General features: G+C 61.8%; 18 protein-coding genes and 2 pseudogenes. 13 read left to right on the plus strand and 7 right to left on the minus strand.

The features are described from left to right. Positions 1 to 103: 103 nt before the first annotated feature. The 6 genes and pseudogenes from O3W47_RS02070 (at position 104) to O3W47_RS02095 (ending at position 6123) form a co-directional block, all read left to right on the plus strand. Positions 104 to 1333: a TonB-dependent siderophore receptor gene (locus O3W47_RS02070; RefSeq protein ID WP_269312833.1), complete on the plus strand. Its 1230-nt coding sequence runs from the start codon at positions 104 to 106 to the stop codon at positions 1331 to 1333. Then, positions 1276 to 2415 (plus strand): TonB-dependent receptor, encoded by a 1140-nt coding sequence (locus O3W47_RS02075; protein WP_331283543.1) that lies wholly within the window; start codon positions 1276 to 1278, stop codon positions 2413 to 2415. The genes O3W47_RS02070 and O3W47_RS02075 overlap by 58 nt, the downstream gene beginning before the upstream one ends. 213 nt (positions 2416 to 2628) lie before the next feature. Beyond that, entirely contained in the window at positions 2629 to 3411 is a 783-nt protein-coding gene (locus tag O3W47_RS02080) for an ABC transporter substrate-binding protein (protein ID WP_269312834.1), read from the plus strand. 134 nt (positions 3412 to 3545) lie between these two features. Beyond that, positions 3546 to 4274 (plus strand): annotated as a pseudogene (locus O3W47_RS02085) (iron chelate uptake ABC transporter family permease subunit). Further along, positions 4220 to 5377 (plus strand): iron ABC transporter permease, encoded by a 1158-nt coding sequence (locus O3W47_RS02090; RefSeq protein WP_269312835.1) that lies wholly within the window; start codon positions 4220 to 4222, stop codon positions 5375 to 5377. The pseudogene O3W47_RS02085 and the gene O3W47_RS02090 overlap by 55 nt, the downstream one beginning before the upstream one ends. After that, entirely contained in the window at positions 5374 to 6123 is a 750-nt protein-coding gene (locus O3W47_RS02095; RefSeq protein WP_269312836.1) for a siderophore-interacting protein, read from the plus strand. Before O3W47_RS02090 ends, O3W47_RS02095 begins: the two co-directional genes overlap by 4 nt. A gap of 41 nt (positions 6124 to 6164) precedes the next feature. Here the strand turns inward: O3W47_RS02095 and purU are convergent, their stop codons facing one another. From purU to O3W47_RS02130, 7 genes are read right to left on the minus strand one after another with little or no spacing between them, the layout of a single operon-like run. Continuing rightward, positions 6165 to 7049: a formyltetrahydrofolate deformylase gene (purU, locus tag O3W47_RS02100; RefSeq protein ID WP_137454354.1), complete on the minus strand. Its 885-nt coding sequence runs from the start codon at positions 7047 to 7049 to the stop codon at positions 6165 to 6167. Positions 7050 to 7070: 21 nt separating this feature from the next. After that, a complete protein-coding gene (locus O3W47_RS02105; protein ID WP_269312837.1) occupies positions 7071 to 8465 on the minus strand; it encodes an L-serine ammonia-lyase in 1395 nt (464 codons plus the stop codon). Next, positions 8466 to 9734: a serine hydroxymethyltransferase gene (gene glyA, locus O3W47_RS02110; RefSeq protein ID WP_174024674.1), complete on the minus strand. Its 1269-nt coding sequence runs from the start codon at positions 9732 to 9734 to the stop codon at positions 8466 to 8468. 17 nt (positions 9735 to 9751) lie between these two features. Next, on the minus strand, positions 9752 to 10306 hold the full coding sequence (locus tag O3W47_RS02115) for a sarcosine oxidase subunit gamma (RefSeq protein WP_269312838.1): 555 nt from the start codon (positions 10304 to 10306) through the stop codon (positions 9752 to 9754). A gap of 13 nt (positions 10307 to 10319) precedes the next feature. Next, positions 10320 to 13310, minus strand: a complete 2991-nt coding sequence (locus O3W47_RS02120) for a sarcosine oxidase subunit alpha (protein ID WP_269312839.1) — start codon at positions 13308 to 13310, stop codon at positions 10320 to 10322. Then, positions 13307 to 13627, minus strand: a complete 321-nt coding sequence (locus tag O3W47_RS02125) for a sarcosine oxidase subunit delta (protein ID WP_137454359.1) — start codon at positions 13625 to 13627, stop codon at positions 13307 to 13309. The genes O3W47_RS02120 and O3W47_RS02125 overlap by 4 nt, the downstream gene beginning before the upstream one ends. A gap of 11 nt (positions 13628 to 13638) precedes the next feature. Next, a complete protein-coding gene (locus O3W47_RS02130) occupies positions 13639 to 14892 on the minus strand; it encodes a sarcosine oxidase subunit beta family protein (RefSeq protein WP_031234322.1) in 1254 nt (417 codons plus the stop codon). 101 nt (positions 14893 to 14993) lie between these two features. On the opposite strand from O3W47_RS02130, the gene O3W47_RS02135 reads away from it, so the two are divergent. From O3W47_RS02135 to O3W47_RS02165, 7 genes and pseudogenes are all read left to right on the plus strand, one after another. Further along, on the plus strand, positions 14994 to 16025 hold the full coding sequence (locus O3W47_RS02135) for a GlxA family transcriptional regulator (RefSeq protein WP_137454360.1): 1032 nt from the start codon (positions 14994 to 14996) through the stop codon (positions 16023 to 16025). 283 nt (positions 16026 to 16308) lie between these two features. Further along, positions 16309 to 17019: a GntR family transcriptional regulator gene (locus O3W47_RS02140; RefSeq protein WP_059761131.1), complete on the plus strand. Its 711-nt coding sequence runs from the start codon at positions 16309 to 16311 to the stop codon at positions 17017 to 17019. Further along, positions 17016 to 17927 (plus strand): dihydrodipicolinate synthase family protein, encoded by a 912-nt coding sequence (locus tag O3W47_RS02145; protein WP_269312840.1) that lies wholly within the window; start codon positions 17016 to 17018, stop codon positions 17925 to 17927. Before O3W47_RS02140 ends, O3W47_RS02145 begins: the two co-directional genes overlap by 4 nt. After that, on the plus strand, positions 17920 to 19437 hold the full coding sequence (locus tag O3W47_RS02150; RefSeq protein ID WP_269312841.1) for an aldehyde dehydrogenase: 1518 nt from the start codon (positions 17920 to 17922) through the stop codon (positions 19435 to 19437). The genes O3W47_RS02145 and O3W47_RS02150 overlap by 8 nt, the downstream gene beginning before the upstream one ends. Beyond that, positions 19434 to 20780, plus strand: coding sequence for an NAD(P)/FAD-dependent oxidoreductase (locus tag O3W47_RS02155; protein ID WP_269312842.1), 1347 nt, complete (start codon positions 19434 to 19436; stop codon positions 20778 to 20780). Before O3W47_RS02150 ends, O3W47_RS02155 begins: the two co-directional genes overlap by 4 nt. 78 nt (positions 20781 to 20858) lie before the next feature. Then, a pseudogene (locus tag O3W47_RS02160) lies at positions 20859 to 21709 on the plus strand (glycine betaine ABC transporter substrate-binding protein). Between the two features lie 97 nt (positions 21710 to 21806). Further along, on the plus strand, positions 21807 to 22886 hold the full coding sequence (locus O3W47_RS02165; RefSeq protein ID WP_442864600.1) for a quaternary amine ABC transporter ATP-binding protein: 1080 nt from the start codon (positions 21807 to 21809) through the stop codon (positions 22884 to 22886). Position 22887: the final 1 nt, after the last annotated feature.

The raw sequence follows: 22887 nt of genomic DNA on the forward strand, positions 1-22887 counted from the left end.
AAAGAGGAAAATTTTCGAACGTCATTCGTATTGTCCTCAGAGAACCCGCCGCCAGCACAGGCCGGCCGGTCTCCGGGGACAGATTTAATGGAGTGGCTTTCACATGGGGAATGAGTTCTCATCGGCTCATAAGGGTACAAACAGGGGTCGTAAGGGTCGTGGCGCGCTGTTTTTCGCCTTTCTGGCGACGACCACGACGCTTGCCGCCGGCATCGCGGCACAGCCAGCCTTTGCGCAGACGGTTTATTCGGTTCCGGCCGGCCCGCTGAACAAATCGCTGGCAACCTTCGGAAAACTGTCGGGAACGCAGATTTCCTACGATGCCTCGATTGCACGCGGAAAACTTTCACAGGGCGTCAGCCGCGCGACAACCCGCGAGCAGGCGATCGTGGAGCTTCTGCGCGGCACCGGCCTCGTTTATTCCTTCACCGACGCCACCTCCGTCATCATCGCCGCACCGGTCAGCGCGGCAAGTGCTGCGGCAGCCGGAAACTCCACCCTTCTCGAACCCATTACGGTTCAGGGCACGCGCGGCGCATCCGTATTGCAGCAGGACGGGCTGGCGCAGGATGGCTACCGCACGGAAACCCTGTCCTCTCTCGGCCTGCTCGGGCAGACGGCCATTCGCGATACGCCGTTTTCCGTCACTGTTGCGCCAAGGGAACTGATCCAGAATATCCAGGCGCAATCCCCTGAGGATATTTATCGTGTCCTGCCGACCATCCGCAGCCAGACGCCGCAGATGTCCGGCTGGGCGCCGATGGCCAATATTCGCGGCTTCACCACCTATGACACGGCCGAAGACGGCTTCCGCCGCTCCTACAGCCATGCGACGGTGCTGGAAGACAAGGAACGCACCGAGGTTCTCTCCGGCCTTTCGGGCTTTCTCTATGGTGCGGCCTCGCCCGCCGGCATGATCAATTATGTGTACAAACGCCCGACGCAGGAACGTTTGAACAGCGTGACGGTCGGCAATTACGGCGGCGCGCAGGCCTTCGTCCATGGCGATTTCGGCGGCCGCATCGATCCGGAAGGCGACATGGGTTATCGCCTCAATATCGTCCGCTCGGCGGGTGACACCGCCATCGACGATCAGAATGTCGACCGCTTTCTGGCAAGCGGCGCTTTCGACTGGAACATTACCGACCGGCTGAAACTGGAACTCAACGCGTCTTACAGCAAATACAAGATGGATGCGCCGAACTCCTACTGGTTCGTCCGTGCCGGCGTAACGCGGCCCGATGCGCCGGACGCGAGCAAAAACTGGAGCCAGCCATGGATTCACGACGAGATCGAGAAAAAAGATACTCGGCAAAACTCACCTATGATGTGAACGATGCCATTACCCTGCGCGGTGGATATATGCGGGAATATGTCGATCGGCCCGTACAGGACCATACGATGAATTCCATTCGCGCACCTGGTCAATATTACCAGCTCGCAATGCGTTCAGGTGAAACAAAAAACACATTCGAAGCCGCCAACGCGTTCGCTGACGTTTCATTCGACACGGGAGCCGTGTCGCACAAGCTGACTGTCGGATATCATATGTTTCAGGACAGATCATGGTCGACGGTGGATAATCCAAGTACCGGATATATCGGCCCCTTCCCGATGTCGTCCCCTCTTCATCTGCCGGAACCGGCCTTTCCTGCGAACACCTCGCCGCTTTATAAAGCGGGCTATGCGCGCAACCACAACTTCGTTGTCGGCGACCAGATCGAGTTCAGCGAACAATGGTCGGCCCTTGTCGGCGCCAATTACAGCGTGATCCAGACCCAGTCTCTGAACAGCGCCGGCGTCCGCACCGCTCCCGATTACGACGAAGGGCGGCTTTCGCCTTCGGTCTCACTGCTATTCAAGCCAATCGAACAGGTAACCCTTTACGGCAGCTACATCGAAGGGCTGGAGCAGGGCGGCGTCGCGCCGACGACGACGGTAAATTCCGGGCAGATCATGGCCCCCATGGTCAGCAAGCAGAAGGAAATCGGCATCAAGGGCGAAGTCGGCGACCTGCTGCTGACAGCGGCCTTGTTCGACATCTCCAAGGCTTACGAACTCACGACGGATGCCAACCTCTATTCGCAGGACGGCCGCCAGCGCCATCGCGGCGTCGAGTTCACGGCGACCGGCAAGGTGACGGACGATCTTACCGTTCTCGGCGGCCTCACCTTCCTCGATGCACAGGTCGAGGGCGGAACCTATGACGGCAAGCGCCCCATGAACGTCGCCAATGTTCTGGCGAAGATCTATGCCGAATATGAGGTTCCCACCGTCGAGGGACTGTTCCTGACCGGCGGCCTTTATTACACCGGCAAGCAATGGGCGAATTCGGTCAACAACGACCGCCTCCCTCCTATGTCACCGCCGATCTCGGGCTGCGTTACACCACCGAAAACTTCGGCAATCCGCTGACCTTCCGGCTGAATGTCAGCAACATCACCGATGAGAACTACTGGCAGAACAGCTATTATCTCGGCGCGCCGAGAACCGTATCCTTCTCGGTTCAGGCGAAATTCTGATGATGCTGCGCAGTTCCCTGTCCCGCAGAGCGCTGCTCTGCGGGACAGGTGCTTTTTCCTCACAAACCGGTCGTCATCGGCCGCCCGTTCCGGCGGCATCGTCGCCATGGACTGGGTGAGCGGGCAGAACCTGCGGGCGCTTGGCGTGCAGCCCGCAGCCATGCCGGAACTGGAACGTTATGCCAGCCTCGTCGTCGAACCGGCCCTGTCGCCCTCCGTTGCCGAGCTTGGATTGCGGTCCGAGCCCAATCTGGAACTTGTCGACCATCTTCGGCCAAGCCTCATCCTGCACAGTAATGATTTCACCGTGGCCGCCGGCCGGCTTGCCGCCATTGCCCCCACCCACCTTTTCGATGCCGCCGTCACTGCTGGCGAGAACCATTTAATCAGTGGCAGAAACGCTCTCATCGCTCTCGCCGCACAGATCGGCGATCCCGACCGGTTTGATGCGTTTCAGGAAAGTTTCGACGCGGAAATGCAGCAGGCCCGCGCACGGCTCTCCGCCTATGACGGACGGCCTCTGCTGCTGGCGACGGTCATAGATGGCAGGCGATTGCTGGTTTTCGGCAGGAACAGCCTTTTCCAGAATGTTCTCGATCAATTCGGCATCGAGAACGCCTGGGATGGTTACACCTCGAGATTTGGTCATACGACAGTGACGGCCGACCAGCTTTCCCGCCATCCGCAGGCGCGGCTTCTGTGCATCGGCGATACCAGCAGCGAAAAGCTGGATACGCTTCTCAGCGCACCGGTCATCAAAAGCCTGCCCTTCATTCGCGAAAACCGGTTGGTGCGTATCGGGGACGTATTGTTTTACGGCGGATTGCCGCCGGCAAAACGTTTCGCCCGCCTCGTTTCAGAAGCCCTTGCCGGTGAGGCATCGCCATGAAGAGGACGGCGAACATATCCGCGATCGTCGTCACATCGCTCGCCATCGTCTGTGTCGGCCTTGCCGGCTTCAACCTGTTTCTGCGCATGCCCGATGGGACACCGCTTGCAGCCCTGTTTTTCCCCGATCCCGACATGACGGCGCAGGTGCTGCTTCACAATACCCTGCTGCCGAGGATCGTGGTGGCGCTGATGACCGGCGCCACACTCGGCCTTGTCGGAGCGATCCTGCAAAACATCCTGCGCAATCCGCTTGCCGAACCGGCGACACTCGGCATTTCGGCCGGTTCCTATCTGCTGCTCGCCATTGCCACGCTCTGGTTCCCGCAATGGATGGCCGCACAGGAATGGATCGCCTTTGCGGGCGCGGCGCTGTCGCTTCTGGCGATCCTCGCGCTTTCGTGGCGCAAAGGCCTGTCGCCTGTCACCGTCACGCTGGCGGGCATGATCGTCAGCCTTTATTGCGGCGCGGCGAGCGCCGTTCTGGTGCTCTTCAACCATGATTTTCTCGTCAGCATCTTTTAATGGGGTGCTGGATATCTCGATCAGCAGGACTGGAGCGCCGTCTCCTTTCTCGCCCCTCGCCTCGCCGTGCTCATCCTTGCGGTCGCGCTGCTTCTTCGCCCCCTGACGATCATGACGCTTGAAGACGCCAATGCAAAAAGCCTCGGCCTGTCGCTTGCCGCCTACCGCCTGATGACGCTGGTGGTCGCGGCGGCCTTGACGGCGGTGGTCACCGCCTCGGTCGGCATCATCAGCTTTATCGGCCTTGCCGCCCCGCGCTGGCGCGCGCCTGCGGCGCGAGACGAATGGCGGCGCAGCTTGGTCATTCGGCGGTACTTGGCGCGCTGCTGCTCACGTTGACCGACCAGATCGTCCTGTTTTTTCCCGTCACCTATCGATTGTTCCCGACCGCCGCCGTCACCGCTCTTCTCGGCGCGCCGCTGATGTTCGCGCTGATCCGGCGGCTGAAGATGCCCGCCCCGCCGCAGCCGGGCGCACAACCGGTGGTGGCGCGCCTTGCCCGGCCCATGCCGGCTTTGCTCGGCCTCGTCGCCCTTCTGTGCGTCGCGGCCGGCGTGGCGCTCTTCGTCGGGAAAAACACGGAGGGCTGGTTTTTAGCGGGGCTTTACGACACGCACGGTCTCGGCTGGCGCTGGCCGAGGGCGCTCGCGGCCTTCAGCGGTGGGGCCATGCTGGCGCTTGCCGGCGCCATTCTCCAGCGCGTCACCGGCAATCCCATGGCGTCGCCGGAGGTGCTGGGCGTCTCTTCCGGGGCGATGCTCGGCGTCATTGCGGTTCTCCTCACCCTTGCCGCACCTACCCGCTCCGCCCAAATCCTCGCCGGTGCGGCGGGGTCGCTGACGGTTTTGCTGCTGATGCTGGCCCTCTCGCGCAAGCCCGGTTTTTCGGGCGACCGGCTGCTGCTGATCGGCATCGCACTCAGTTCCATCTCCGGTTTCGTCATGGCCATATTGATGACGTCGCAGGATCCGAGGCTCGGTCAGCTTCTCGCCTGGCTTTCCGGCTCCACCTATGCGGTCGCGCCGGGCGAAGCCATCATGGCGACACTCTTGCTCTCCGGAGGACTTGCCCTTGTCCCCCTCATCCGCCGTTGGCTGGAGGTGCTGCCGCTTGGCGAGGATATCGCCAGAAATACCGGCGTCTCGGTTGTGACGAGCCGCAACGGCCTCTATTCGCTTTCCGCCATTATCACGGCAAGCGCCACAATCCTCGTCGGCCCCTTGAGTTTCGCCGGCCTGATGGGGCCGCATCTGGCGCGGCTTGCGGGTTTCCAACGCGCCGGCACGCAATTGCCGGCGGCGGCGCTGATCGGCGGGCTTATCCTGCTCGTCGCCGACTGGCTGGGCCGCAACATTATTTTCCCGTTTCAAATACCCGCAGGCCTTCTGGCGACGGTGGTCGGCGGGCCGTTTTTGCTCGTACTGATCGGAAGGCGCGCATGACCATTCTCACGGATGAGAGTTTTCGGATACTGACGGTGGTCGACAGCCAGCGCGTCGCCCCTTTCATGCAGCGACTGCGATTTTCCGGCACCGGGCTTCAGCGTTTCGATACGCTGGAGAATCTGCATGTCAGGCTTTATTTTTCAAAGCGGAGCAACGACTTCATCGGCCATCTTCCTGCCGGTGAAAATATCGCGGCATCCGCCGATGCCTTCGATGTGCGCTATTATACGATCCGGGCGATCGACGCCGACAGCGGCTTTATCGACATCGATTTCGTCCTGCATGAGGATGCGGGGCCGGGATGTTCCTTTGCCCGGAATGCACGGCCCGGCGCGCTTTGCGGCATGTCCGGCCCCTGCGGCTTGGGAGTGAAGCCGGCAAAACAATATCTGCTGGCCGGAGACGAAACCGCCCTGCCCGCCATTGCCCGCATCTGCGAAAACCTGCCCGAAAATGCGACGGGCCGGATTTTCCTCAGGGCCGAAAATTGCCGATATGGCATCGCCGCCCCCTCCGGCATCCAGATATGCTGGCTGCCCCGCTCGACCGTTTGCCCCATGAGATTCGTTGAACGCGTTGGCGATGCGGCCTTGGAAACGGCCGCCTCCACCAATGAATATTTCCTGTGGCTCGCCAATGCCTTCTCGCAATGGCAGTGTTTCCGGGACAAATTGACGGTTTTGTCCAAAAAACGCTATCTCAACGCCTGCTACTGGCGGGACGACATGACGACGAGCCACTGAAAATTTTCTGAATGGACTGGCGTTTCGCCTTGGACCCAAATTCAGCCCATGCGCTCGGAGACATGCTCTCCCGGCGACGCGGGAAAGACAACCGTCCTGTTTCCGTTCAGAAAGACCCGGTGATGAATATGGGCGTGGATGGCCCGTGCGAGCACCTGGCTTTCAACATCCCGGCCAAGGCTGACATAATCCATCGCACTCTGGGCATGGGTCACGCGGATCGTATCCTGCTCGATGATCGGGCCTTCATCGAGATCGGCGGTAACGTAATGGGCGGTCGCGCCGATCAGCCTCACTCCGCGTTCATAGGCCTGTTTGTAAGGGTTGGCGCCCTTGAAAGACGGCAGGAAGGAATGGTGGATGTTGATGATGCGGCCAGACATTTCCTGACACAGCCGGTCCGACAGCACCTGCATGTAACGCGCCAGCACCACGAGCTCCGCCCCGTTATCCCGCACCACTTGCAGGATCGCGGCTTCGGCCTCGGGCTTCGTTTCCGGCGTGACGCGGATGTGATGGAAGGGAATATCCTCGTTCACCACCTGCTTCTGGTAGTCGAGGTGGTTGGAAATCACGGCGACGATCTCCACCGGCAGTGCGCCGATGCGGGAGCGATACAGCAGATCGTTGAGGCAATGGCCGAAGCGCGAGACCATGATGACGACCTTCGTCTTTCGCGAAAGGTCGTGAATATCATAATCCATATCGAAATCGGCCGCGACGGGACCGAAGCCGTCAAGCAGCGCCTCGCGTCCCGCTCCCTGTTCGGAAACGAAACTCAACCGCATGAAGAAACGGCCCGTCTCCTGATCGGTGAATTGCGAACTGTCGTTGATGTTGCAGCCGGACCGGGCGAGATAACCGGAGACGGCGGCGACGATGCCGCTGCGCGCCGGGCACGAGACTTTCATGATATAGGTGGTCAAATCCTGCTCCCCCTTGATGGATCAGCACTCAGGCAGGTTGACGGCGATGCCGCCCTGCGAGGTTTCCTTATATTTCACATGCATGTCGCGGCCGGTCTCGCGCATCACGGTGATGCAATTGTCGAGCGGCATGAAATGGGTGCCGTCGCCGCGCAGCGAAAGGCTGGCCGCCGAGACGGCCTTGATGGCGCCCAGCGCATTGCGTTCGATGCAGGGAACCTGAACGAGCCCGGCCGCCGGATCGCAGGTCATGCCGAGATGATGCTCCAGCGCGATTTCGGCGGCATTTTCCACCTGCGCATTGCTGCCGCCCAGAACCGCGCAAAGCCCGGCTGCCGCCATGGCCGCCGCCGAACCCACCTCACCCTGACAGCCGACTTCCGCCCCCGAAATCGAGGCATTGTGCTTGATGAGACCGCCGATTGCCGCCGCCACCAGCAGGAGATCGCGGATGCCTTCGCGGTGCGCGCCGACGCAATGGTCGAGATAATAACGCGCCACCGCCGGCACCACGCCCGCCGCGCCATTGGTGGGAGAGGTGACGACGCGGCCGCCGGCGGCGTTTTCCTCGTTCACCGCCATGGCGTAGACGCTCATCCAGTCATTGGCCTGATGCGGCTGGGTGAGATTGAGCCCACGTTCCGATTGCAATTGCTCGTGGATCGCCTTGGCCCTGCGTTTCACCCTTAGCCCGCCGGGCAGGATGCCCTCCTGCGTCAAGCCGCGCTCGATGCAGCTTTCCATCACCTCCCAGACGCGGTCCAGCCTCGCATCCAGTTCCGCCCCGTAAACAACCTCTTCATTCGCCCGCTTCATCTGAGCGATGGTCTTGCCGGATGCGCGGCCCATGCGCAGCATTTCCGCTGCCGTGCTGAAGGGATAGGGCACCGGCTGCTGCTTGCCGGCGCTCAATCCCCCGGCCGACCTTTGCAGCTCCGTTTCGGTGACGACGAAGCCGCCGCCAATCGAATAATAGACCTCCCGGTGATAGGTGTTGCCCTGACGGTCGCAGGCAATGAGGACCAGCCCGTTGGCATGGCCGGGAAGCGGCGGGCCATAATCGAAAACCAGATCCCTGTCCGGATCGAACCGCAGCGCCGGCAGCCCCGCGGGCTGGACAAGGCCGCTCCTGCGCACCTCCGCCTCGATCTCCTCCACCCGGTCGGGATCGAGCGTATCGGGCTTCAGCCCGCACAGGCCGAGGACGACCGCGCGATCCGTCGCATGACCCTTGCCGGTGAAGGCGAGTGAGCCATGGAGGCTCGCCCGCAGGCCGAAAAGGTCTCCGGCCCCCGGGAACTTGTCGCCGCCGCGCAGATCGTCCAGAAACCGGGCGGCCGCGACCATGGGCCCCATCGTATGAGAGGACGATGGGCCGATGCCGATCTTGAATATATCGAAGACCGACAGGAACATTTACGAACCGTAGATCGGGAAGGCGTCGCAAAGCGCTGCGACCTGCGCCCGCACATCGGCCTCGACTGCGGCGTCACCCTCGGCATTCGCCGCCAGCGCATCGATGACACGCAGGATCAGCGCACCGATCTGTTCGAATTCAGCCACGCCGAAACCGCGCGTGGTGCCGGCGGAGCTGCCGAGCCGGATACCCGAGGTGACGAAGGGCTTTTCCGGGTCGTTGGGAATGGCGTTCTTGTTGCAGGTGAGCCCCGCCCGCTCCAGCGCGATTTCGGCAACCTTGCCGGTCACGCCTTTCGGGCGCAGATCGACCAGCACCATATGGCTGTCGGTTCCGCCAGAAACGATCCCCAGACCACCCTGCGTCAGTACCTTCGCCAACGCCTGAGCATTGGCGATGACCTGGCCGGCGTAATCCGCGAAGTCCGGGCGCAGCGCCTCGCCGAAAGCCACGGCCTTGGCGGCGATGACATGCATCAGCGGACCGCCCTGATTGCCGGGGAAGACAGCCGAGTTCAGCTTCTTGGCGAGATCGGCATCATTGGTGAGGATCACACCGCCTCGCGGACCGCGCAGGGTCTTGTGGGTGGTGGAGGTGACGACATGGGCGTGCGGCACGGGGTTCGGATATTTGCCGCCGGCGATCAGCCCGGCATAATGGGCCATATCGACCATCAGATAAGCGCCTACCTCGTCAGCGATCTTGCGGAAGCCGGCGAAATCGATCTGGCGCGGATAGGCCGATGCGCCCGCCACGATCAGCTTCGGCTTGGTCTCCAGCGCGCGTGCCCGCACCTTCTCCATATCGATCAGATGAGTTTCGGCGTCGACCTCATAGGAGACCACATCGAACCATTTGCCAGACATGGTGACCGGCGAACCATGCGTCAGGTGGCCGCCATGGGCAAGCGAAAGCCCCATGATCCGGTCGCCGGGCTGCAGCAGCGCCAGAAACACCGCCTGATTGGCCTGCGCGCCAGAATGCGGCTGCACATTGGCGAATTCCGCACCGAAGAGCTGCTTCAACCGGTCGATGGCGACCGCCTCGACCTTGTCGACAAATTCGCAGCCGCCGTAATAGCGCTTGCCGGGATAGCCCTCGGCATATTTGTTGGTCAGCACCGAGCCTTGGGCCGCAAGGACATCGGCGGAAACGATATTCTCCGAGGCGATCAGCTCGATCTGCGTCTTCTGGCGGTCGAGTTCCTCGGCGATGGCGTCGGCGATCACTGTGTCCGAAACGGTATTATGCGACAGTCGGTTGAGCATTGTTTTATTCTCCCAGATCAGGCGATGTCCGCCGCAAGTTCCTTGCAGCCGGTTTCAAGCAGATGGCCAAGATGCGATACGAAACTGTTCCAGATATCCATGCGGAAACGGTTTTCCGCATCGCGCCAGAGCACCACGCTGACGCCGTCGAAAATCGTCCGGCGTCCCTCGCCGACGGCAATCGTGTCGATGTCGCGGGCGCAGCCCAGCGTCAGCAATTCGGCAGCCTGCGGACCTTCGATCAGGAGCGTCACTTCGCGTCCGGAAATATCGACGAGACTATGCGGATGGCTGGCGTAAACGCCTGCGCAGGCGGCGATCAGCCCGTCAACCGCGCTGACAGGTGCAAGCACGGTCCATTCGTCGGGGCCAAGGCGCAGAACTTCGATGTCGCCTGAAGCGGCGCGGAGGCCGATCCGGTCCGGCAGGGTAAGGCCAAGGGCGGCGTTGAGCGGGGCGAGATCGCCGCGCGCCCGCAGCGACAGCCGCGCCTGCGCTGCCAGAATGCCGACCCGGGCTGCTTTGCTCTCGGCCAGCATGCCGGGAGCGGGGGAGGAAACGCGCATGTTCATTGTCATCTCCAGGTCAAATCTTAAGGCGGGTATTTTCGGGATCGACAAAGACCATCCCGGTGATTTTCGCGGCAATGGTGCGGTCCAGCATCGGAATGTAGACGGTCTCGCCCATACGCTCATGCCCGCCTTCCACCAGCGCCAGCGCAATCGGCTGGCCTGCCGCATCCGAGTGATAGGACGAGGTAACGTGACCCACCATTTTCATCGGGATCGGCTGTTTCGGATCGAAGACGATCTGCGCGCCCTCTTCCAGCTTCGAGCGGTCTTCGGTCAGAAGACCGACGAGGTGACGGCGACCCTTGGCGACGAGATCGGGGCGGGCAAGGCCGCGTTTGCCGACGAAATCGGGCTTCGCCTTGCCGACGGCCCAGCCCATCGCCGCATCATAGGGCGTGACCGTGCCATCGGTGTCCTGGCCGACGATGATGTAACCCTTTTCGGCGCGCAGCACATGCATGGTTTCCGTGCCGTAAGGCGTGATGCCATATTGCTGACCGGCCTCCCACAGGATTTCCCACAGCTTGCGGCCGAGCGGCGCCGGCACATTGACCTCGAAGCCGATCTCGCCGGTGAAGCTGACGCGGAACAGCCGCGCCGGCATGCCGGCCACCGTGCATTCCACGCAGGACATATGCGGGAAGGCCTCTTCCGTCAGTTCGACACCTTCCACCAGCGGCGCTAGCAGCTTTGCCGCGTTCGGGCCGTTGAGCGCAATGGTCGACCATTGCTCTGTCGTCGACGTCAGCCAGACATTCAGGTCCGGCCATTCGGTCTGGAGGTAATCCTCCATCATGTTCAGCACGCGGGCGGCCCCGCCTGTCGTGGTGGTGACGTGGAAACGGTCCTCGGTCATGCGGCCGATGACGCCGTCATCGCGGATGAAGCCGTCATCGCCGAGCAGCAGGCCATAACGGCAGCGGCCGGCGGCGAGCTTCGTCCATGGATTGGTATACATGCGGTTCATGAACTCGACCGCATCCGGCCCGACCACTTCGATCTTGCCGAGGGTCGAAGCATCAAAAATACCAACGCTCTGGCGCACAGCCCGGCATTCACGGCCGACCGCCGCATCCATGTCTTCGCCCGGCTTCGGGAAATACCAAGCGCGACGCCATTGCCCGACCGGCTCATAAACCGCGCCGTGCTCCTCAGCCCACCCGTCGATCTGCGTCTTGCGCGTCACTTCGAAATGCGCGCCGCGGTGATAACCCGCAAACGCTCCGAAGGTCGTTGGCGTATAGGGCGGACGGAAGGTCGTCAGCCCCACCTGCGGCTGGCGCTTGCCCAGCGCTTCCGCCGCGATGTTGAGACCGTTGATGTTGGACATCTTGCCCTGATCAGTCGCCATGCCGTTGGTGGTGTAGCGCTTGACATGTTCGATGGAGCGCATGCCCTCACGCACAGCGAGCCGCAGATCCTTGGCGGTCACGTCGTTCTGGTAATCCACAAAGGCCTTGGTCTTGCCAGCATCGCGGTCGCTCGGAAGCTCCGTGTGCGAGACGCCGCTGCCGGTACGGTCATGTTCCACCGCGTGGGTGGAAGCGTTGGCGGCCTTGCCGAGTGCGGCGGCGACTTCACGGCCCCGCTCGGCACCGTCCTTCAGCGCGGCCTCGATGCCCCAGAGCCCGCGTCCGGCCCCGGCAATCACGCAATCCTCGTTGGTAACTGAAGGCAGGAAGGTGGTCCGCTCGTCGTCCCAGGCGATCTTGCCCTGCGTATGGGAAAAGAGATGCAGCGACGGCGTCCAGCCGCCCGACATCAGCACCGCGTCGCAGGCGATCTCCTGCCCCGCGCCGACCGACGCGCCATTAACCGCATTGACCCGGACGGACTTGACCCGCAGCCGACCCGAGGTCGCCGTGACCGTATGCGACAGCTTGACCGGAATGCCGAGCGCGCGCGCCTCGTTCACCAGTTCCTCGCGCACCTTGGCGCGGGTATCGACAATCGCCTGAACACGCGCGCCCGCACCGTGAAGATCGAAGGCCGCATACCAGGCGCTGTCATGGCTCGTCACCACCACCGGCCGGTTGCCGACCTTGACGCCGTAGCGGTTGAGATAGGTCTGGGCAGCACCCGCCAGCATCACGCCCGGCCGGTCGTTGCCGTGGAAGACCAGCGGCTTTTCCAGCGCGCCCTGCGCCAGCACCACCTGGCGCGCCCGAACGCGCCACAGGCGCTCGCGCGGCGTATCCTTCGGCACGGTTTCCAGATGGTCGGTCAGCTTTTCGCAAAGGCCGATCATGTTCTGGTGGTAATAGGCAATCGCCGTCGTGCGGGTCATGACCCTGACGCCGCGCTCCTTCAGCGCCTTCAACTCATCCGCAAGCCAGTTCCATGCGAGCTTGCCGTCGATCTTCGCCTGCGGCTCGGACAGCAGCGTGCCGCCGGCCTCGGCATTTTCATCGACCAGCACGACCTTAAGGCCATCGACCGCCGCCGCACGCGCTGCCGCAAGACCGGCAGGACCGGCGCCGACGATCAGCACATCGCAATGCAGGTTGCGCGAGGCATAGGTGTCGGGATCTTCCTCCGTCGGCGAAACGCCGAGACCCGCAGCCGCGCGGATGAAGGGCTCATAGACCTTGTTCCAGAAGCTCTTCGGCCACATGAAGGTCTTGTAGTAGAAGCCCGCCGAAAACAGCATATAGGCCATGTCGTTGACCGCGCCGATATCGAATTTCAGGCTCGGATATTTGTTCTGCGAGGTGGTTTCCAGCCCGTTCCAGATTTCCTGCACCGTCGCGCGGGTGTTCGGCTCGAAACGTCCGGCGCTGCGGCGGGTGCCGATCAGCGCATTCGGCTCCTCGGAACCCGCCGCCACCGGGCCGCGCGGGCGGTGGTATTTGAACGAGCGGCCCATCAGATGCACGCCATTGGCGAGAAGTGCTGAGGCGACCGTATCGCCCTTCACGCCGCGATAGGTCTTGCCGTCGAAAGTAAAGCTGACCGAGCGGGCGGCATCCACACGGCCACGGCCGGAAACGCGATAGGAGTTCATTTCGACACCTCGGAACTGGCTGGTGCGCTGGACAGGGAAGAAAGTTCAGGACGCGGCTCGCCCGCCCGGTAGGTCGTGAGGAAACGGTCGCTCACCGTGTCGCGCACGGCGTTGAAGAAGCGCCCGCACCCATGCAGATGCCGCCAGCGCTCGAAATGCGGACCTTTCACGTTTTCGCGGATGAACAGGAATTCTTCCCATTGTTCATCGGTCTGCGACGAGGGATCGGCCGCGCGGGTAATATGGGCCTGTCCGGCATAGGTGAATTCGGCTTCGGGCAGGGTTTCTTTGCAATAGGGGCAGCGGATCAGCAGCATGGTTCTTATCCTCAGTGCGCCACGGCGGCGGCGGCGGCCTCGTCAATCAGGCGGCCGGAGCGGAAACGTTCCAGCGTGAAGGGCGCGTTGATCGGGTGCGGTTCGTTTTTGGCGATGGTCCAGGCGAATGTGTGGGCAGCGCCGGGCGTGGCCTTGAAACCGCCGGTGCCCCAACCGCAATTCACATAGAGGCCGGCCACCGGCGTCTTGCCGAGAATGGCCGAGCGATCCGGCGTCACATCGACGATGCCGCCCCATTTGCGCAGCATCCGCATGCGGTTGAAGATCGGGAAGATTTCGACGATTGCGGCGATCGTATGCTCGATCAGCGGCAGGCCGCCGCGCTGGGAATAGGACGTGTATTGGTCCGTACCGGAGCCGATCACCAGCTCGCCCTTGTCGGACTGGCTGATATAGGCGTGGACCGCATTCGACATGACCACGCAGGGGAAGATCGGCTTGATCGGCTCCGACACCAGCGCCTGCAGCGGATAGCTTTCGAGCGGCAGGCGCACGCCGGCCGTGTCCATGACGACCGAGGTGTGGCCGGCGGCGGAAACCGCGACCTTCTTCGCCTTGATGAAGCCCCTCGCCGTCTCGACGCCCGCGACGGAGCCGTCGGCGTTGCGGCGAATGGCCGTGACCGGGCAGTTCTGGATGATATCGACACCGCGGGCGGCAGCCCCGCGCGCATAACCCCAGGCGACAGCATCATGGCGGGCCGTGCCGGCCCGTTCCTGAAGCGCGCCGCCCATGACGGGATAGCGGGCATTCGGCGCGATGCTGAGCGGCGGGCAATATTCCTTGCACTCTTCCGGGGTGAGCCAGCGATTATCCACGCCGTTCAGACGGTTGGAATGGATGTGGCGCTTGAAGCTCTGCACATCATGGACGTTATGCGCCAGCATCAGCACGCCGCGCCTTGAATACATGACGTTGTAGTTCAATTCCTGACTGAGATTTTCCCACAGATCGACGGCGTGATCGTAAAGACGTGCGCTCTCGTCATAGAGATAGTTCGAGCGGATGATCGTGGTGTTGCGGCCGGTATTGCCGCCGCCGAGCCAGCCCTTGTCGATGACGGCGACATTGGTGATGCCGTGCTGGCTGGCAAGATAATAGGCAGCGCCCAGACCATGGCCGCCGGCGCCGACGATGACCACATCATATTCGGCTTTCGGCTGACTGTCGGGCCATTGCTCGTCCCAGTTCTTGTGGCCGGTCAGGGCATTCCGCAAAAGATTGAAGGCATTAAAACGCGTCATGAGCGGGACCCAATGGTTGGAAAATCTCGTGTCGTAAAAGCTAGGAGCATTTGCCGCGCCCCGGCTGGACAATCGCGTCTGTTTGCGTGAATATTTGCGTCATGACCTCACACCGCGCCAGAAAACGCCTCAGCGTCGCCTTCCTGCTTGCCGACCGCTTCACGCTGTCGGCCTTCGCGAATTTCGTCGATGTGCTGCGTCTTGCGGCCGATGAGGCGGACCGTTCCCGGCCTATCCTGTGCGAATGGTCGGTGCTCTCGGCAAGTTTGAGCAGCGTGCAGTCGAGCTGCGGCGTGAAGGTGCAGCCGGATACGCGGCTGATGGATGCCGGGCATTACGACTATATCGTCGTTGTCGGCGGCTTGATCAGCGATCACAGCGCCCTGCCGCCGGAGGCTTTGCGCTTCCTGAAAGAACGGGCGGCGGCCGGCGTTCCCATCGTCGGGCTCTGCACCGGGGTTTTCATCCTGCACGAAGCGGGCCTGCTCGATGGTTATCGCTGCTGCGTGAGCTGGTTCCACCACCAGGATTTTCTCGACCGTTTCGATACCGTCCAGATGATCTCCGACCAGATTTTCGTCATCGACCGCGACCGGCTGACCTGTTCCGGCGGCCACGGCGCCGCGCATCTGGCAGCCTTCCTCGTTGAGCGTCATGTCGGACAGTCCGCCGCCATCAAAAGCCTCAACATCATGATGATCGACAGTGCGCTGAGCGGTGAAAAGCCTCAACCCGGCCAGCAGAGCGCCCGCAAGGCCAACGATCCCCTCGTCAAAAAAGCGATCCTGCGGATGCAGCAGAATATCGAGGTTCCGAGAACCGTGCTGGAACTGGCGAATGATCTCGGCCTTGGCCGCCGCAGCCTCGAACGGCGTTTCCTGAACGACCTCAGCGCAACGCCTTCCAAGGTCTATCTCGAGCTTCGGCTGGATCGCGCTTTGTCGCTGCTGCGCACGACGCGTGACAGCATCACCCAGATTGCGCTCGCCACCGGTTTTTGCGATGCGCCACACCTTTCCCGCACGCTACGAGCCGAGCGCGGTTTCACCCCCAGCGAATATCGCAAGACTCAGGCCGGCCACGTCGCAACCGACGAAGAATTCGCCGTCGGCGTGCTGCTTCCACAATCCTGAACATCCTTCAGTCACCGGTGTGAACAGGCCTTCTGCCGCACGGCAGGGGATGCAACGGGACAGGACCACCCAGCTTTCGCAAACAACAAAATTTCCTTAAAGCGCAATATATTCAATCTATTGCACGTCTTCCGACGTGGGAATTTCCCAAAATGAATAATTTTCTTATAAGCAATGTATAACGAGATTATACAATTTCATTGACTCATTCGGCGACCCGTGTCAGCTTTTCATCGTCGACACGAATGGAATGCGCCCGCACCGGTTTGGGCAGGAGGTTTGGATGAAGAACGGCAAGAATGGCTTGTACGAAGATATCAAGCACCAGATTCTGACGATGGAACTCGACCCCGACCAGGATCTGGATGAGGTGAGCCTCGGCGCGCGCTATGGCCTTTCGCGCACCCCTGTCCGGGAAATCTTCCGCCGTCTCGAGGGTGAAGGTTATATCGATATCCGCGCCAATCGCGGTGCACGCGTCATTCCGATGAACCACCAGACGCTGCGGCACTTCTTTCTCGTCGCCCCGATGATCTATGCCGCGATCGGCCGCCTCGCCGTGCAGAATTTTCGGCCGAAACAGCTGGGTGAACTGAAGGACACGCAGGAACGGTTCCGCAAGGCGAGCGCAACGGGCGATGCTCCGTCCATGGTGGTGGAAAACAATCATTTCCACGCGCTGATCGGCGACATGTCCGGGAATGTCTACCTTCAGGCAAGCCTCGGCCGCCTGCTGATCGATCACGCCCGCATCGGCCACACCTTTTATCGGCCCCGCAATGACGACATGCGCGAGCGCCTGAAACTCGCCGTGGAGCACCATGACGGCTTCATCGCCGCAATTGAAAAGCATGACGAGGACGCCGTCGTCGATCTGGTCTTCGAACATTGGGAATTGTCGCGCGAGAACATGGAGATGTTCATCGCACCACAGGGAATGAAGGCGGATGCCCTCGTCGAGGTGCCCGTCGCAGCGATGGAGAAATCGTCTTGAAGTTCGAAGGCATATACACCCCGGCGATCACGCCGCTTACGCCGGAGGGAGAGATCGACCGCGAGGGTTTCGCCGCCGTTCTGGAACAGCTGATCGAAGCGAAGGTGCATGGCATCATCGTCGGCGGTTCCACGGGCGAATATTACGCACAGACGGCGCAGGAGCGCTTCGATCTTGCGGCTTACGCAAAGGACGTTATCGGCACACGGCTGCCGCTGATCGTGGGCACCGGCGCCACGCGCACCGAGGATTCCATTGAATATGCCAGGGCCGCAAAGGACATCGGGGCCGACGCCATTCTCGTCTCCTCCCCGCCCTATGCCCTGCCGACGGAGCGCGAAAACGCGGTCCACGCCCTTGCCGTCGACCGCGCCGCCAACCTGCCGATCATGCTTTACAATTACCCCGCCCGCATGGGCGTGATGATGGGCGAGGACTATTTCGCCCGCGTCGGAAAATCGAAAAATGTCGTCGCAATCAAGGAAAGCTCCGGCGACATGGGCAATCTGCATCGCCTCGCCCGCAAGTTCCCGCATATCGCGCTCTCCTGCGGCTGGGACGATCAGGCGCTGGAATTCTTCGCCTGGGGCGCGCGGAGCTGGGTCTGTGCGGGCTCGAATTTCCTCCCGCGCGAACATGTGGCGCTCTATGAGGCCTGCGTTCTGGAAAAGAACTTCGACAAGGGCCGCGCGATCATGACCGCGATGCTGCCGCTGATGGATTTCCTCGAATGCGGAAAATTCGTGCAGTCCATCAAGCACGGCTGCGAGATCATCGGCCTGCAGGCAGGTCCCGTCCGCGCACCGCTCAGGCCGCTCAATTCCGAGGAAAAACGCACTCTCCAGACTGTCGTCGCCACCTTGAAGCGCACCGTTGCCCAGATCACGTCGGGAGCCAATCATGCATGAACCTTTGACCGCCGCCGAATACCGGGCGATTGCCGCCGATCTTCAATTGCCCGCCAACGCCTTCATCGACGGCGCTTTCGTGCCGGCCAAATCCGGCAAGACATTTGTCTCGACCAACCCCGCCACCGGCGAAAAACTCGCCGATATCGCGGCCTGTGACGCAAGCGATGTCGACCACGCGGTCGCCAAGGCGCGTGAGGCCTTCGAGGACGGCCGCTGGCGCAATCTTGCGCCTGCGGAGCGCAAGGAAATCCTGCTGGACTTCGCCAAGCTTCTGGAAAACAACCGGCACGAACTGGCCGTCATGGAAAGCCTCGACAGCGGCAAGCCGATCCGCGAGTGCCAGACGGTCGACGTTCCCGATACGATCCATACCATCCGCTGGCATGCCGAACTGATCGACAAGCTCTACGATAATACCGCCCCGGTCACCGGCAACGCTCTTGCCATGATCGTCCGCGAACCCGTCGGCGTCGTCGGCTGTGTCCTGCCCTGGAACTTCCCGCTGCTGATGCTGGCATGGAAGATCGGTCCCGCACTTGCCTCCGGCTGCTCGGTGATCGTCAAGCCGGCTGCGGAAACGACGCTGACGACTTTGCGTGTCGCGGAACTCGCCCATGAGGCGGGCATTCCCGCCGGCGTCTTCAACGTCGTCACCGGCGGCGGCAAGGAAGTCGGTGAGCCGATCGGCCTGCATATGGATGTCGACATGGTGGCCTTCACCGGTTCGACACCGACCGGCCGACGGTTCCTGCGTTATGCCGCCGATTCCAACCTCAAGCGCGTCGTGCTCGAATGCGGCGGCAAGAACCCGGCGGTTGTGCTGGACGATGCCGAAGACCTCGATCTCGTTGCCGAACAGGTCGTCAACGGCGCATTCTGGAACATGGGCGAAAATTGCTCGGCCTCCTCGCGGCTGATCGTCGATGCGAAAATCAAGGACGAGCTGCTCCAGCGGATCGGCGCTTACATGCGCGAATGGAAGATGGGCGACCCGCTCGACCCGGAAAACCGTGTCGGATCGCTGGTCAGCAAGGCCCATTTCGATAAGGTGCACTCCTTCCTCGACGATGTGAAGACCGAAAAGCTTTCCATCGTTCACGGCGGCAAGACCGAAAAGGGCATCTTCATCGAACCCACTGTGGTCGATGACGTCACGCCATCAAGCCGTCTTTTCCAGGAGGAAATCTTCGGCCCGATCCTGTCGGTGACGAGCTTCAACACGCTCGCCGAAGCGGTGGCTCTCGCCAATGACACGAATTACGGCCTCGCGGCCTCCGTCTATACCGCAAGCCTTCGCAAGGCGATCCGGCTGTCGCGCGAAATCCGCGCCGGTATCGTAACGGTCAACTGCTTCGGCGAGGGCGACGCCACGACGCCCTTCGGCGGCTACAAGGAATCCGGTTTCGGCGGGCGCGACAAGTCGATCTTCGCGCACGACAATTATTGCGAACTCAAGACGATCTGGATCGACATATCGGATCGTTCCGTGGACGAGACGGTCAGATGACGAGCCGGTCCGTCAAACGTTTGCCGGTCGAAAACGGCATCTCGGGCTGGGAGGCGATCAGCAAACGTTCGTTCCCGGTCCGCAGCCTGGAAGGCGACGTCACGGCGGACTGGTTGATCGTCGGCGCGGGCTTTGCCGGTCTTTCCGCCGCCCGCCGCCTCACGGAGCTTTGCCCCGGCGACAGGATCGTCGTTCTCGATGCAAGCGAGGTGGGCAAAGGCACCTCGGGCCGCAATTCGGGCTTCATGATCGACGTCCCGCACAATCTCGCATCCGGTGAATATTCGAGTGGTGCTGCCGATGCCACCAAAGTCGAGATGGAACAGAACCGGTCGGCGATAAAATTCGCCGCCGAGGCAGCCTCGGAATACGGAATGTCGCGCCAGACATTCGATCCGGCCGGAAAGATCAACGCCGCCGCGACTGCGCGCGGCATGAAGCTCAATGAGAGTTTCAGCCTGTCGCTGAAAAACGCCGGCGAGAAGCACAGTTTCCTCGACGCCACGCAGATGCGCGCGCTGACCGGATCGGATTATTATCTCGGCGGGCTTTATACACCGGGCGCGGTGCTGATCCAGCCGGCGGACTATATCCGCGAATTCGCCGCCGGTCTTTCGCGCAGGGTGGACCTGTTCGAACATTCGCCGGTGACCGCCCTGAAACGTGAGGGCAGCGTGTGGACCGCCATTTCCCCGCGCGGCAGCGTCACCGCTCCGAAGGTCATTCTCGGCGTCAACGGGCACATCGATGATTTCGGCCACTTTGAGGGGCGGCTGATGCACATCTTCGCCTATGCCTCGATGACGGCGCCGTTTCCTGCGGAGGACTTCGGCCGCAAGACTTCCGGACACGACAATTGGGCGCTGCTTCCGGCCGACGCCATGGGGGCGACCGTCAGGAAGATCACCTCCGGCGGCCAGTCGCGCATCGCAATCCGCACGAAATATACCTACGACACCACCCTTTTACTTACAGAGCAGCGGCACTCGAGGATGGTGGACGCGCATCGGCGCTCGCTCGACGCCCGCTTTCCAGGTCTCAAGGGCATAGCGTTCGAGCATAGCTGGGCCGGGCGCATCTGCCTCAGCCGCAACCATGTGCCCGCCTTCGGCGAGATCGAAGAAGGGCTCTTTTCCGCCTGCTGCGAAAATGGTCTCGGCACGGTGAAAAGCACACTCGCCGGCATGATGGCGGCGGAACTGGCGACCGGCAACGCCTCCCGGCACCTTCAGGAATACATGGATCACCCTCAGCCGTCCCGGCTGCCGCCGGAACCGTTCGCGTGGCTGGGCATCAATTCGGTGATCCGTTTGCAGGAATTGCGTGCAGGCCGCGAGGGATGAACCCTCCCGCGCAATGGGAAGACCGGGCCGGCGGCAGGTCTTCGAATAAGAATGGGAACAAAAACTAGGAGATATACAATGAAGACTTTATGGAAGGCGCTTTGCGCGGCCGCGATGGTCGGCATGACGGCATTCTCCGCTCACGCGGAAGAAAAGACCATTACCATGGGTACGATGTCCTGGGAGGATCTCACACCCATCACCGGAATTACCAAAAAGTGCTGGAAGACGCTGGTTACAGCGTCAAGGTCGTTTCCTTTTCGGAATGGGGCATCGCCTATGCCGCGCTGACCAAAGGCGACATCCAGATCATGGCCTCGCAGACGGACTATGCCGCTCAGGACTACTGGGACAAGAACAAGCGGCGTCTGGAGAAAATTTCTCCCGTTTCGCATGGCCTCTATCAGGCGATCGCGGTTCCGAAATACGTGACGATCGATTCCATCGATCAGTTGAACGACAATGCCGAAAAATTCGGCGGCAAGATCGTCGGCATCGAGCCCGGCTCCGGCCTGATGCGGGATGCGGCCAGCGCCGTGAAGGAATACGGTCTGAAACTTCCCCTCGTCGAAGGCAGCACGGCCGCGATGACCGCCGCGCTCAAATCGGCAATCGACCGCAAGGAATGGGTCGCCGTCGCCATCTGGGAGCCTTCCTGGATGATGTACAAATACGATCTGAAATTCCTGAAGGACCCCAAGGGCATTTTCCCGCCGGCGCAGGGCTATTACTGGATCGGCCAGAAAGGCTTCTCCGCGGAATATCCGCATGCCCGCGAAGTGATCGCCAGCGTCTACGTGCCGCTCGCCGACATCACCGCGATCAACGGCGCGGTCAATGACGGCAAAACGATGGATCAGGCGGTCAAGGACTGGACCGACAGCCATGCCGAACTTCTGAAGCGCTGGGAAAACATCAAGAGCGAATGACCTTGAACGTGCGGGCCGCGAGGGTGGCCCGCACGCGGATTTCCAAAACTTGAAGGCCGGCCCGAGCAGGCCCGTGGGGAACGCAATGGATGCTATGATGAATGATTCCAACGAAGTGTTGGTTGATTGCCAGAACGTCTGGAAGATTTTCGGTGCGCGTGCTCAGGCCGCCGTCAAGGCCGTCTCCGAACGCGGATTGTCGAAGAAGCAGGTGCTGGAGGATTTCGACTGTGTCGTCGGCGTCTCCGACGCCAGTCTCCAGGTGCGCCGTGGCGAAATCTTCTGCATCATGGGGCTTTCCGGCAGCGGCAAGTCGACCTTGATCCGTCTTCTCAACCGTCTTATCGAGCCGAGCGTCGGCAAAATCACGGTCAAGGGCAAGGATATCGCCAGGCTCAACGCCGGCGAACTGCGTGAATTGCGCGCCCGCAACATCGCCATGGTCTTCCAGAGCGTGGCGCTGCTGCCCTATCGAACCGTGCTGGAAAATGCCGGTTTCAGCCTTGAGGTGCGCGGCGTCGCGAAGGACGAACGCAACCGCGTGGCGCGCGAAGCCCTTGAGAAAGTCGGGCTGGCCGACTGGACGTCGCGCTATCCCGCAGAATTGTCGGGCGGCATGCAGCAGCGTGTCGGCCTTGCCCGTGCGCTGGCCGCCGATCCCGAGATTATCCTCATGGACGAACCGTTCAGCGCGCTCGATCCCCTCATCCGCCGTCAGCTGCAGGATGAGTTCCGGCAGCTGACGAAGTCGCTCGGCAAATCCGCCGTCTTCATCACCCATGACCTTGAGGAAGCCATCCGCATCGGCGACCGCATCGCCATCATGAAGGACGGCGTCATCGTGCAGGTCGGGACCGCCGAGGATATCGTCACCAAACCGACCGACGACTATGTCGCCGACTTCGTCGCGGGTATCTCCAGAATTCATCTGGTGAAGGCGCATTCGGTCATGCAGCCGGTCACCGAATTCGCAGCCTCGCAGCCGCAATGCGATATCGGCACGCTGCTCAAGGCCTCGCCGGAAGCCGACATCGGGGCGCTGATAGATCTCACCATGCAGTCCGATCAGGACGCGGTGGCGGTGGTCGAGAACGATGCCGTGATTGGTGTCGTCACGACACGCGGCTTGCTGCGCGGCGTCGCCGGAACGCCTGGCGAAGAATTCGCGGCGGCTTAGG

The sequence above is a fragment of the Agrobacterium sp. LMR679 genome (assembly GCF_027157905.1).
In the GTDB taxonomy this organism is placed as follows: domain Bacteria; phylum Pseudomonadota; class Alphaproteobacteria; order Rhizobiales; family Rhizobiaceae; genus Agrobacterium; species Agrobacterium leguminum.